Source organism: Paenibacillus sp. MY03 (assembly GCF_002165585.1).
Classification (GTDB): Bacteria; Bacillota; Bacilli; order Paenibacillales; family Paenibacillaceae; genus Pristimantibacillus; species Pristimantibacillus agaridevorans.
The window spans coordinates 109,480-122,885 of record NZ_MXQD01000001.1 but is presented as its reverse complement, the minus strand read 5'-3'; the positions used below and the strand labels follow the sequence as shown (position 1 = coordinate 122,885).

The following is a 13,406-nucleotide window of genomic DNA, read 5'->3' as shown; positions in this document are numbered from 1 at the left end:
TTTGTTCGCGAGGAGGGATTATTTGGTTTGAAACAAACATTACGAACGAACGCAAGCCTTGCGGCATAGGCGCGCCAGCTTTATCTCCAACCGCCCTCAACGCCTTGCTTGCGGTAGTCGGAGGGAGTAAGCCCCGTGTCCCGCTTGAACAGCCGGTTGAAGGAGCGGTAATTCTCGAATCCGATTTCCTCCGCGATCTCGAACGTCTTGCGATCCGTCGTGAGCAGCAGCAGCTTCGCTTTCTCCAGCCGAAGCTTGTTCAAGTATTGCACGAAACTATCGCCCGTCGTTTTCTTGAACATGCTGCTGAAGTAAGGCACGCTGTAATTGATGGACGCCGCGAGCTCCTCCAGCTTGAATGGTTCGTGCAGATTTTCGTGCAGCCTCTGCACGATTTTGGCTATCCACGCATCGAGCTTCCGATTGTCTCCCTGCAGCAGCTTAAGCTTGCGGAAGCAGGCGACCGTGGAATCGTGTACGGCGTCGAAAGTCTGGCATTGCTCCAGCTTTTTCCGGAAATCCGCTTCCAGATCGGCCATACCCTCGGCTTCGTTGGTGAACTGGCTGAGATCAAGGAAAATGCGGAGATACAGCGACTTGATCTGCTCGGGCTCCCAGCCGTGTTCCTTAGCCTGCTTGCGGAAGGAGCTTCGTTCATGCTCTACCGCGGAGGAAACCAGATGCGACTCCAGCAGCGCCCCCTTCAGCACCTTCCCCCAAAAGCGAATGTATTGTTCCGGGATATGGACATACGCGATACGTTCCGGCGCGAGGGATCCGCTCCCAAGAGCTGGGAGGCTATCGTAAAAAAACGGGTAAGCGGCTGACACCCACGCTTTCAGCTCGCCCATCCGATCCCCCAGCCCCGACGGGAACCTCCTGATTATGGCGAGCGAGTCCATCTTCAAATATTTCGAGAAGGAATCCACGACCTGATCCAGCAGCGTCTCGAGCGGTGACTCGTTTGTCGGGGCAAAGATCGCGACGAACCTGCCTTTGTCCAGCGCGATCACTTTATGAGGGCCCAGCGCGCCGAGCAACTCGTTGAGCACGTTCACTCCCGCGAACTGCCATAGCTTGAGTTCCTGCGGCTGCTCGATCGAGAAACGCAGCGAGCTGCGATCCAGCTCCAGCATCAGCGCAAACGACTGGGAGCCGCGAGCCGGGATGCCGATTCTCTCCAGCGATTGCAGCCATTCGTCTCCGGCTGCCGGATTGCGGAGCATCTCCAGAAACAGGTTCTGCTCGATCACGATTTCGTTGGACCGCACCTTCTGCTCCAGCTCCAGCTGTTTCTCTCTCGTCTCGTCCCGGCCGACGACCTGCTCCGTCAGCTCTTCTAGCGTACGAGCCAGCAGTTCCGGATCGTTCAGGCAATCATCCTTGATCAGATAAGCAGCCGCCTTGAGCTGAATGGCCTGCTGCGCGAACTGGAAGTCCTGGTGGCAGGTCAGAATAACGACTTGCGGCATCGTCCCGCCGCCGCTCTCGATCGCCCGTAGCATCTCGAGTCCGCTCATGCCCGGCATCGTAATATCGGTTACGACCAGCTGCGGCTTATGCCGATGGTACAGCTCCAGGCCATCCGCGCCATCCTCCGCCTCTCCCACAAGCTCGAACAAATCGCCGCGTTCCTCGATCATTCCGCGAAACACCGTTCTGGCGGGAATTTCATCTTCGACGAGAAGTACCTTATAGCCGCTCATGCTCTTCCTCCTTGATCACGATTTGATCGGCCTGCAATTCGATGCGAATGAGAAGCCCCTCTCCCTCGCAACTGTTCAGCTCCATGGCCGCCGACTGGCCGAACATCAGCTTCAGCCGCATCTTTACGTTCTGCAATCCGATGTTTTCGCTTGACTCCTCGCGCAAGAGATGTACCCGCAATTTCTCCATCTCCGCTTCCGGCAGTCCGAGGCCGTCGTCCCGAATCTCGACGACGATTCGTTCCCGTTCCCGATCGGCGGATGCCCTGACGGAGATACGTCCGGTCTCGGACTTCTTCGGCAATATGCCGTGGAACACGGAGTTTTCGATGAGGGGCTGCAAGCTGAGCTTCGGGATCTGCATCCTGCCGAGCGGCTCCTCGATCTCGTAATCCAGGGCGATCTGGCATTTGTAGCGCATATTAAGCAGACCGACATAATCCTTCAGATAATCCAGCTCTTGACCGAGCCGGACGGTTTGGTCGTAATTTTCCATGGAATAGCGCAGCAACCCGACGAAGCGCCCCATCAATGTGTTAATCTTGTCATAGTCCTTAAGCATGGCGAACATTCGAATCGTATTCAAAGTATTGTACATAAAGTGCGGGTTGATCTGCGATTGGAGCGCCCGGATTTCGAGACGGCGCTTGAGCTCCTCCGAATCCTGCAAATCGTTCACCAGCTCCTGGATTCGGATGGCCATCGAGTTGAGCATGCGCCCGAGATCGCCGATCTCATTGTTCGCGAACGTGTCCACCCGGGCGTCGAACTGTCCCTTCTTGATCGCGTTGACCTGCCGCTTTACCGCCTGAAGCGGCCGATACAAGTGATAACCGAAGCCGAGAACGGACGCGGCGCCGAGAACGATTAAAATCGCCAGAAAATATACGACTGTCTCCCGGATAATGCCGGTATTCTGGGTCAGCTCTTTGGACGGGATCTCGGAGACGACAATCCAGCCGTCATAGGTTCCGGTCTGCTTGACCGAAATAATCGAAGAGGCCTCCGCGAATTGATTGGGCTTGCCAAGCTCCCGCCAATGCTCGAGGATCGTTGCGACCCGGCCCTTGTCGTCCTCGTCGCTCAGCTTGCTCGTCGTGGCGATCGGACTTCCGGACGGCGTGAGCAGCGTAATGGAGCCTCGCGAGCCGAGCTGGATATTTTCGATCTGCTGTTGAAACTGGTTGTTCTTCATGGAGATCATAATAACGCCCTTCATCTCCTCGTACTTATTGTACGGAATCCGCGCCATATAGACGCTGGAATCGCGGAGCATCTCCATCTCCGGCATGGAGCCCTTGTCGAGAAACAGCTCCGTTCTGGGGGAGCTCAGGAAATGTTCGATCAACGGCCCGTTGATCGAATGCTCGATCCGGGACGGGGCTTCCGTGGAGGACAAAATTTCGCCCGTAATGGCGGAGTATACCTGCAGTCCTTCCACGTTGCCGATCACGACCGAAGCCGTGGTAAGCACCGAAATCAGCTCCCGCTTCAGCACCACGTCTTCATAATACAACTCCGAGGGGGAGACGAGCGCGTTCTGAATCGAGGACAAACCCGAATATTGTACGCTCAGCTCGCGGAACCGGTTCATGGACAGCTCTACCCGGTCGATGAGCTGATTGACCAGTTGGGCGTTCAGCTTGTTCACTTGCTTCTCCACCGTCGAACTGGATACCGAGATCGATATATAGGCAAGCAAAAGCAGCGGAATAATCGAAACGGCGAGCATGATCAAGATCATGCGGACATAAAAACTCCGCGTCAAAAAACCAAAAAAAGGTGACGGCATCCTTCTATCCCCTTCGTCAAACATGGTTGGCACGAGCGCCTCATCTCGCGCTCCGTGTCGCCGAAACCGTGTTTTAAACGGCCGCCTTCGGCTAACCTAAGTATAGTACAATCTATCCGGCCAATGATACTCGTTACGCTCATCATCTTAAAAACGGTGACACTTTCGCTTGTTTCCGTCATGTCAAAGATGACTGCCGCTCCACTATAATCGAAATTGTAACCGCAAGGAAAACTTTGAAACGGGGGATAAACATGCAAATCAAAAAAAATCTCGCGCAAGTCGTAACCGCATCCGTGTTGTTGACGACCGTGCTTGCCGGCTGCTCCAGCAACGGAAACAGCAACGAAGGCGGAACGACCAGTCCAACCAATGCCGCAAACGGTCAACAAACGGCCGTTCCAAGCACAGAGCCGACTACCATCAGAGCGATGACCATTACGTTCGGCGATCCGCCGTCCGTGGACAACAATCAGGCGAAAGCCGATCTCGAGAAACGCGGCAATGTCAAGCTGGATATGACCTTCGTTCCATCCGAGGCCTACGGAGACAAGCTTTCCGTCGCCGTATCGGCCAACGATTACGATCTGCTGCTGATCGACAGCGGCAAGGACAACAAATATACCAACCTTGTTAAGATGGGCGCCTTTCACGACCTGACGGATTACATCGAAGGCACGCAAAACATCAGTCAGATCGAAGAGGCGGTATGGAACAATACGAGCGTACAAGGCAAAATCTATGGCATTCCAAGACCGCGCGGCCTGTACGGCGGCGGGGAAGCCAGCGTGATGATCCGCAAGGATTGGCTGGACAAATACAACCTGGAGGTTCCCAAGACCATCGACGAGTTGACGAACGCCCTTCAGGTATTCAAGGACAACGACCCTGCCGGCGGCGGAAATACAGTGCCTTTGACCGTCTATGGCTCAGACGGCGTAGCGGGTCCCGGTCCGTTCGGTTCCGTCTTCCCGATGCTGTTCGCTTTCGGCGTGCCGCATATTTGGGCGCTTGACGACAACGGCCAGCCCGTTCGCGACTTCCAAACAACCGAATACAAAAACTATCTCGAATGGCTAAAAGACGCATGGAGCAAAGGTCTGATCGATAAGGACGCTCCCGTGCTCAAAAACCAGCAGCAGGCTCGCAACAAGTTCCAGGCCGGCGTAGCCGGCGCGTTCGTAACGAACGTTGGCGACATCTCGGAGACAAACCTCGAGAAGATGAAGCAAGTTGACCCGAACGCCGAAATCGCGGTCATTGACGTGCTGGAAGGCCGCGAAGGACAGAAAGGCGTAGCGCTGATTGGCGGCTACTACGGCATTTGGGCGATTCCTAGCTCCGTGCCGAAGGAAAAGGTTCAAAAAATTATCGACTTCCTGGACTTCACTGCTTCCGAAGAAAATATCGCATTCTCCAAAGCAGGCGTTATCGGCGTACATGCCAGCGACTTCAAGGATGGCCTTCCGGTACAAACCGAGGAGCAGAAGGCACTCTTTGATCTGGAGAAACCAAGCACATTTGTACTGGAGAACCGCGTAGATCCTTACATCTATGCCAACTCCAAGGTTCCGGAAATTTTGGAGGCGCAGAAAGCGTCGCTCGACGTCATTGCGAACTACGGCATTGCGAATCCGTTCTTGAGCTACAGCTCGGCAACGGCGGCCAAAAATCCGGATACTTATAAAAAAATGAGCGCGGTCATGACGCAATTTGTCCTGGGCGAAGCAACCTGGGAAGCCGTACAGAAGGAAATCGACGCGTGGACGGCAGGCGACGGCGCGGTTATCGCCAAAGAACTGCTGGAAGAATATAACGCAGATCAACAATAAAGACAAAGTCTGCACAGAGACAAAAAATAGGGGTGCGAGACCCCTATTTTTTGTCCATGGATAAGGAGGAACGAGAGCTCATGGTGAAAAGTCATCGCTTTAACCGATTCAGTCAACTATGGCCCTTTTATTTGCTTGCCGCCCCGGGCATCTTGTATTTTCTGATTTTCCATTACGTTCCCATGTCGGGACTGTTGCTTGCATTCAAGGATTACAGCCCGTTTATCGGCATGATCAAGAGCCCATGGGTCGGCTTCGAGCATTTTCAACAATTTTTCAGCACCAACAACTTTTTTGTCCTCTTAAAAAATACACTTATGATCAGCCTGCTTAGTCTCGTCGTCTATTTCCCGTTTACGATCCTGCTTGCGATCATGCTCAACGAGCTCCGCTTAAAAATGTTCAAGCGCGTTTCCCAAACAATCGTCTATCTGCCACACTTTCTGTCTTGGGTCGTCATTTACGGCATTACCATTTCTTTTTTTGGCCCATCCGGGGTCATCAACCACTATTTGGAACAGTGGTTCGATACGAGCGCGAACTTCCTGGTCAGCAACGACTGGTTCCGGCCGTTGATCACCTTCCAAGCCATCTGGAAGGATGCGGGATGGGGCACGATCATCTTTCTTGCCGCGTTGGCCGGCATCAATCCCGAGCTGTACGAAGCCGCCAAGGTGGACGGCGCCAACCGTTTCCACAACATTTGGCATATTACGCTGCCGGGAATCAAAAGCACCATCGTCATCCTGCTGCTTCTAAGGTTGGGCTCTTCTCTGGATTCGAACTTCATGCAGATTTTCCTGATGACCAACAGTCTCAACTTGGATGTCTCGAACGTGTTCGACCTGTTCGTCTACCATACCGGGCTGCAGCAATTCAATTACAGCTTCGCCATTACGGTCGGCATGTTCAAATCCGTCGTCAGCCTTATTCTGGTGCTCGGCGCCAACTATTTGGCCAAGCTGATGGGCGAGGACGGCATTCTCTAAGACAAAGGTGGGACATCACATGAAACTTCGCATCACTTGGTTCGACAGCGCGCTGGCAGTCATCATCCTTCTGATCTCCTTGATGGTCGTGCTGCCTTTTCTATATATCATCGCCGTATCCTTCAGCCTTCCGGGCCAATCCATGTCGGGCGCCTTCTTCGTCTGGCCCAAGACGTGGACGCTCGACGCGTACAAATATTTGCTTAACGCGCAAACGTTTATGACTTCCGTCAAAAATTCCGTCTACATTACCGTGCTCGGCACCTGCGTCAATCTATTCGTCTCCCTGACGTTGGCGTACGCGCTCTCCAAGAAAATCATGCCGGGACGAAAAGTGATTCTGCTGTTTATTTTATTCACGATGATTTTCCATGGCGGCATGATTCCGAGCTACCTGGTCGTCAAGGGAATGGGACTGCTGGATTCGTATTGGGCGATCGTGTTGCCCGCGGCCTCCAGCGCCTTTAATATTCTGGTCATCCGAACCTTTTTCCAGAACCTTCCCGAAAGCCTGGACGAAGCGGCGCGCATCGACGGCGCGGGCGAATTCCGCATTCTGATGTCCGTCGTGCTTCCGCTGTCCAAACCGATCATCGCGACGTTTACGCTGTTTTTTATGGTGCAGTATTGGAACGAGTTTTTCTCGGCCGTCATCTACATCAACGACACGACGAGGTGGCCGATTCAGCCGCTGCTTCGGCAGATGGTCGCCATCAGCTCCTCCAACATATCCGCCGATGCCGCGCTCGACGCGCAGATGGCCGCCAATCTGGGGCCGAACGTACAGAATGCCGCGATCCTGCTGGCGATGCTGCCCGTCGTAGTCGTCTATCCGTTCTTGCAAAAATATTTCGCCCAAGGCGCTATGCTGGGGTCCATCAAAGAATAGCTGTTAGTAGGAGGTATATAAAATGGGATACAAGGATCTTCGGCACGACCCGCACTATACGCAGCCGCTTCCCTCGGACGAGTCGTTTTTGCGCGAGGAACTGGATCTTGATCGCCCCGGGATGGAAGGCGTACGCGAAAGGTTAAACGCCGGCGACATCGACGGCGCCCGGGATGCTTACCTGGCCCTGATCGCATCGGGAGCGACAAAAAGGTATTACTTCGAGGCCGCCGATATGCCCGAATTGGCGAGTTACTCCCGCAAGCGGTATGCGGACGACCCTGAGGCCGTTCTCGCGCTGGAAGAATCGGAGCTGCTGATCAAAAGCAACTTCCCTCTCTTTAAGGGAAGACGGATTACATTTCCCGAGGGAACGTACGACTGGAACGGCTGGCTGTTCGACAGCTCCCAGTACCAGCTTCATCTTACCCGCTTCGGCTACCTGAAGCATCTGTCCCGCGCCTACGCGCTGACCGGCAACGAAGCGTACGCGCGCTGTTTCAACGACATGATGAAACATTTTATTCTCGACAATCCGATGCCGAAGGACGGTACCTTCCGCGTCGAGCACTGCACATGGGATCCGCTGTCGGTCGGGGTCAGGCTATTTGTGCTGCCCGAGCCGTTTATGGCGCTGTTCGGCTCGCCTTCCTTCGAGCCCGAGGTCAAGATGTTGATGATCAAGTCATTCCATCAGCACGGCGTATATACCCGGAATTACCATGCGTCCCACGGCAACCACGTCTGCATGCAGCTTCGCGGCTTGATCACGCTGTCCCTGCTGCTGCCCGAACTGAAGGACTCCCGGGACTGGCTGGCGTACGGCATGAAGGAGCTGCCCGGCTACATCCGGCAGAACGTATACGAGGACGGCGTGCAATTCGAAGCCAGTCCCAACTATCATCAAATCGTCATGCGGGACTTGTACGAGCTTGTCGCGCTCTTGCAGAAGCTCGGGATCCCGGCAATCGAATACGACCGGACGCTCGAGAAAATGTTCGACGTGCTGATGCATCTCATGACGCCTGACGGACAACTCCCGAGATTCGGCGATACGGACGTTTTGTCATCGCACGATCTCCGCGCGGTCATGAGTTTAGGCGCGTACATGTACAACCGACCGGATTTCAAATATCTCGGCTACGAGGAACTGCCTTTCTCGCTGCTGTGGAGAGTCGGTCCGGATGCGCCCGAGAGCTACGGGAAGCTCGAGGCTCGGTCGCCGCAAGCGACGGCGGCGTGTTTCCCCATCGGCGGTTATCTCATATCCCGCCAGGATTGGAGCGGCGACGCGCTGTACATGGCGGCTCGCGCCGGAGTCGGCGTCGCCGGGCACGCGCATGCCGACACGCTGGGCGTCATCGCGTTAGCCGGCGGCCGGGAGCTGCTCGTCGACTCCGGGATCGGCTTATTCGAGTGGAACAAGGAGCGCAAATACGTCCTTTCGACGCGGGCCCACAATACGGTCGTCGTCGACGGCGGCGACCAGCATGTCCGCAGCGCCCATTGGAACACGCCGCAGACGGCCCCTTGCCGCATCTGGGATTTCCGAAGCACGGAGCGCTACGATTACTGGTTTGCCAGCCATTACGGCTATACGCGGTACGACGATCCCGTGATCCATTCCCGCAAGGTGCTGTTCGTCAAAAACAGGTATTGGCTGATCGTGGATCTGTTCGAAGCGCGAGAGCAGCATGTCTACGAGCAATACTTTCACTTGCCTCCCGGCGCGGCAACCGCCGACTTCGGGCGCGAGCGCGTCCGGACGGACCGCGAGGACGGCGGCAACGTGCTGCTTGCCTATCCGGAGCTGGATTCCGCCCAGCTTGCGTTGGAGTCAGGGTTGTACTTTCTCCAAGGGCAATACCATGCGAAGCCGGTCGTCAAACGTACGCTGAAAGCCACGGGAAGGGCGGTTATGGAAACGGTCGTGCTGCCGTACGGCACAAAGACGCCATCGCTTGAGCTATCGCGTTTGAGCGCCGTCTCGGAAGGCGCGGAGCTCGACCGCCTCGACGCGACCGCACTTCGCATCGCGGGCGACGGTTGGACGGACGACATCTGCCTCGACCATCGCGGGCTGCGGGTTGCCGATTATCTCGACCATACGGGCAATCCCGTAACGGAAGGACTGCTGCCGAAACTTACGGTTCGCGAGATCGAATACGGCGGACGGCGCGGCGTCGACGATGTTCTGCTCCATTCGCTGACGCAGACTTTCCTATAATTGAACATACAAAAGCCCCGGACTCGCGACTTGATCGCTAGCCTGGGGCTTTTGCAACTATCATGAATGGGGAGACGCGTCGCGCTTCAACACCCGAATGCCGTTAACAGGCAGTTGGACGACAGCTTCCACGGCTTCGCCGTTTTCAAGATCGACGTAGGTCCGTCCGTCCAGCGTTACCTCCGCCGCCTTGTCGCCGAAATTCATCAGGAAAACAAAATCCGAGCTGCCGTCCGTCCGCTGCTGCGCGGTAACGCCTGCCGGCAGCACCGTATCCAGCACGGGCGTTACGCCGGCTTGCGCCGTCACCGCTCGATAGAATTCAAGAAGGAAGTCGCCTTCAAAACGAGTCGCCATGTAATACGCCTTCCCTTGTCCCAGGCTATTGACCGTAAGAGCTGGCCGCTCCGCGTAGAAATCGTCGGTGTAGCAGCCTAGCGCTTCCGCTCCCTCCAGATGAATCAGCTCGCACAGCTCGCGGGATTCATAACGGCCGGACAGCCCTAGCGGGTTGCCTTCTATCAGGGACAAGCCGTTGCGCTCGTGATCTTGCAGCGCGTCGATCTCCTCCGCCCAGATGCCGAGCGTCTTGCGGAGCGGCCCGGGGAAACCTCCCAGATGGCATAGGTCATGCTCGTCGACGATGCCCGACCAATAGGTAACGACAAGAGTTCCGCCGCGCTCCACGAACGACTCCAGCTTGCGTCCGGTTTCTTCTCTGCACAGGTAGAGCATCGGCGCAACGATCAGCTTGTAAGGCGCAAAATCGTCCTCGCTGCCGATCACGTCAACGGGAATGCCCTGATTCCAGAACGCGCGATGATGGTCGTGTACCGTCTCCTCGTAATGCAGTCCGGCATTGCGAGGGCCCTTCGCGTCCTTGACGGCCCAACGGTTCCCCCAATCGAACAGGATCGCGGTCTCCGAAGGGGTAAGCGAGCCCGCAACTTCCGAAAGGTCGGCCAGCGTTCCGCCTAATTCCGCGACGTCCTTGAATACGCGGGTATGCTCGTGACCGGCGTGGTCGACGACCGCTCCGTGCAATTTCTCGCTGGAGCCCCTGCTTTTCCTCCATTGGAAATATTGCACGGAATCCGAGCCGTGCGCAATCGCCTGCAGGGAGGACAACCGGTGCATGCCCGGCTTCTTCAGCTTGCTCACCGCCTGCCAGTTGGTCATGCTGGGCGTGCTCTCCATCAATAGAAACGGCTTGCGCAGCATGGAGCGGAACATGTCGTGCATGAAGGCGAACGTCGAAGCTACCTTGACGTTATCCGGTTCGCTATGCCAGTCCGGATAGGCATCCCATGAGATGACGTCCAATATGGCGGCGAATTTGCGATAGTCCAGCGTCTCGAGCGTATACATGTTGGTCGTAACCGGCAGGTCGGGATTGGCCCATTTGACGGCATCGATCTCATGCTTGCAGAAGGCGACCGTCCCATCCGTCACGAAGCGGCGCCAGTCCAGATTCAGGCCGTGAACCATTCGCTCCCCGTGCGGGGCAGGGGATTCGATCTGCTTCCAATCCGTATACGTATGCGCCCAGAAGGAGGTCCACCATGCCAGATTCAACGAATCGAGCGTGCCGTATTGGCGTTTCAGCCAGCTCCGGAACGCCTCCTGGCACAGGTCGCAATGGCACTCGCCCCCGTATTCGTTGGAAATATGCCAGCCGACGACCGCGGGATGCGCCGCGTAACGCTCCGCCAGCTTGCGATTGATCAGGGCGATCTTCTCCCGGTAGACAGAAGAGGTAAAACAGTGGTTATGTCTCCCCGCGTACAAATTGCGAACCCGGTTAGGTCCTACCCGAAGCACCTCCGGGTAGCTCTCGGCCAGCCATGCGGGACGCGCGCCGCTCGGCGTTGCCAGCCAGGCATATATGCCGTTGCGACGAAAGCGCTCCAGCACTTGGTCCAGCCACTCGAACCGGAATTCGCCTTCGGAGGGCTCCAGCGCCGCCCACGAAAAAATGCCGATCGCCATCACGTTGCAGCCGGCAAGCTTCATTAGCCGTATGTCTTCCTCCAGCACGGCGGGATCATGCAGCCATTGGTCGGGATTATAGTCGGCTCCGTGCATGAGCACGGGAAGTTTCGAGCTTACCGGAGCTTTTAAAATTGTCATCTACGTTCCACCTCATCATCTTATATTTCGCTTATGCCTTGATCATAGTCCATAATGGAACGCTGATCATTGACCAGAACCGTCAATAAATCGTCCAATCTTATCATATAAGGAGTGTCGTTAACGATGATGCCATTCTTGTTCGCCGACAACGCCAATCTGGAGCAGCGCCTCCCCCTGTACGTCAGGTGCGTGGGCAGCCATGAGCAGAGGGAGATCAATAGGCTCGGCAGCGGTTATCCCGCGCATCAGTTGTTCCTTACCCGGAGAGGCAAGGGGAGCTTCCGCATAGCCGATGGGCAAAAGTACGGGCTGTCGGCGGGCATGGCGCTGCTGATGCCTGCGCATACGAGACATCTCTATCAACCGGATTCGTCAGAGGATACCTGGAATCTCGGTTATATCGCCTTTGGCGGAAGCGCGGCAGACGGATTGCTTTCACAAATGGGCGTGAGCAATCCGTCTGCCGTCGAGAAGACTTCGCTGCCGGGTGAACCGGAACCGGTCGCCGTCCACACGCCGAATTTCGAAGAGCTGTGGCTAAAGCTGGAGGGGATCTGGCATACGATAAAGCAGGGCGGCGAGCATGCCTACGAAGCTTCAAGGCGGTTGTATGATCTGCTGGTCGCCTGGATGGAGGGGCAATACCCGGCCGCAAAGCCTTCCAAAAAGAACATGCCGTCGGATCTGCCCAATTCCGCCTTGCAGGCGGCCGTGCAATGGATACACGACCACTCGACCGAGCGGCTGCTTCTGTCCAACGTAGCCAAGGCGGCCGGCTATTCGGTTCAGCATTTTCACCGCCTGTTCGTCGCGGGCTACGGCATGACGCCTCAGCAATACATGCTGCAGCTGCGCATGAATCGATCCTTGCAAATCTTTAAGGACCATCCCGGCATTACGGTGGACCGGGTCGCGGAGAAGCTCGGAATGGACACCAGCTACTTCATCCGGATGTTCAAGCGCACGTACGGCGCTACGCCGAAGCAGTATGCCCTTACGGGCAAACTCCCGAAGCCGATGTAAAGCTCGCCTCCCCTACGAAGAAACCGTTCCATCGTAAATGGCGAGTTGCGCTTCCATTTGTACGAAGGAACGGTTTCTATTGAACCTGTTGTATTTATATTCGCGTAATTATTTTTAAAACGCACCAAGCCGCAGCTCATAAAAAAACTGTACAATGGGATGCTTTGACTTCATATTCTCGGCTATGTTTAGTAATCGTTTTTTTCCTACGCGTCTGTCCACCAAAGCTAGAACATTTAACAAGATATCCTTGCTCTCCAAGCTTTCTTCTATAGGACTGGATAAAAATGTATTGGCCGCAACAACGAAGTTGGATTTGCTTAATGCCGACTGCGCCGACAGAAGCTCCTTGGCGTATTCCGTCATTTTTCTATTTCTCGCAATTACGATCAGGCGATCCTCCGGAACGGCCCCTTTGGTCTCTTTTCTGATTGCTTCGATTTCCTCATGGTTGACAGGGATTTGGATATCCGGATCATTTTTAATTTCAAGCTCCGTCTTATACCATCTGATCAAGCTCGTTGCATCCGTCATATTAAATACATTCTTTTTATCGACTGCAATATAACAAAGCCCTGCTTTGTCAGGTAAATAACGGTAGCTGGTCGAACGGTATTCTACCCTTCCGCTTAACGCAGGACTAAGAAAACTCTCCAGATTTTGTTTCAATTTGCTCCAGGACATATGCTCCTCCTTGTTCTACATGCAATACTCTACAAATAGGTCGCACTTTCACTTTACCAAACAAAGCGGTTTTTTACTATTTTGCAATGTAGTCGCCAACAGAAAAAGCGTCCGCTTACTGATAGAATCAG

General features: G+C 55.2%; 9 protein-coding genes. 5 read left to right on the top strand and 4 right to left on the bottom strand.

Annotated features, from left to right (window positions below):
* Positions 1-80: 80 nt before the first annotated feature.
* Entirely contained in the window at positions 81-1,706 is a 1,626-nt protein-coding gene (locus tag B1748_RS00330) for a response regulator transcription factor (protein WP_087565873.1), read from the bottom strand.
* Entirely contained in the window at positions 1,693-3,450 is a 1,758-nt protein-coding gene (locus B1748_RS00325) for a cache domain-containing sensor histidine kinase (protein ID WP_179215291.1), read from the bottom strand. The genes B1748_RS00330 and B1748_RS00325 overlap by 14 nt, the downstream gene beginning before the upstream one ends.
* Positions 3,451-3,752: 302 nt before the next feature.
* Here B1748_RS00325 and B1748_RS00320 point away from each other — a divergent pair, with 302 nt between their 5' ends.
* The 4 genes from B1748_RS00320 to B1748_RS00305 all read left to right on the top strand — a co-directional run bounded on the left by B1748_RS00320 (position 3,753) and on the right by B1748_RS00305 (position 9,435).
* The gene (locus B1748_RS00320; RefSeq protein WP_087565871.1) at positions 3,753-5,330 is read left to right on the top strand and encodes an extracellular solute-binding protein; all 1,578 of its coding nucleotides are present in this window, start codon (positions 3,753-3,755) and stop codon (positions 5,328-5,330) included.
* An 80-nt stretch (positions 5,331-5,410) separates the two neighbouring features.
* The gene (locus tag B1748_RS00315) at positions 5,411-6,319 is read left to right on the top strand and encodes an ABC transporter permease (RefSeq protein WP_087565870.1); all 909 of its coding nucleotides are present in this window, start codon (positions 5,411-5,413) and stop codon (positions 6,317-6,319) included.
* A 19-nt stretch (positions 6,320-6,338) separates the two neighbouring features.
* Positions 6,339-7,208: a carbohydrate ABC transporter permease gene (locus B1748_RS00310; RefSeq protein ID WP_087565869.1), complete on the top strand. Its 870-nt coding sequence runs from the start codon at positions 6,339-6,341 to the stop codon at positions 7,206-7,208.
* 22 nt (positions 7,209-7,230) lie between these two features.
* Positions 7,231-9,435, top strand: coding sequence for an alginate lyase family protein (locus B1748_RS00305; protein ID WP_087565868.1), 2,205 nt, complete (start codon positions 7,231-7,233; stop codon positions 9,433-9,435).
* 60 nt (positions 9,436-9,495) lie between these two features.
* On the opposite strand, the gene B1748_RS00300 is transcribed toward B1748_RS00305, so the two are convergent.
* Positions 9,496-11,565 (bottom strand): beta-galactosidase, encoded by a 2,070-nt coding sequence (locus B1748_RS00300; RefSeq protein WP_087565867.1) that lies wholly within the window; start codon positions 11,563-11,565, stop codon positions 9,496-9,498.
* A 126-nt stretch (positions 11,566-11,691) separates the two neighbouring features.
* Here B1748_RS00300 and B1748_RS00295 point away from each other — a divergent pair, with 126 nt between their 5' ends.
* Positions 11,692-12,591: an AraC family transcriptional regulator gene (locus B1748_RS00295; protein WP_087565866.1), complete on the top strand. Its 900-nt coding sequence runs from the start codon at positions 11,692-11,694 to the stop codon at positions 12,589-12,591.
* Between the two features lie 114 nt (positions 12,592-12,705).
* On the opposite strand, the gene B1748_RS00290 is transcribed toward B1748_RS00295, so the two are convergent.
* Positions 12,706-13,275, bottom strand: a complete 570-nt coding sequence (locus B1748_RS00290; protein ID WP_087565865.1) for an SF0329 family protein — start codon at positions 13,273-13,275, stop codon at positions 12,706-12,708.
* Between the last annotated feature and the right edge of the window lie 131 nt (positions 13,276-13,406).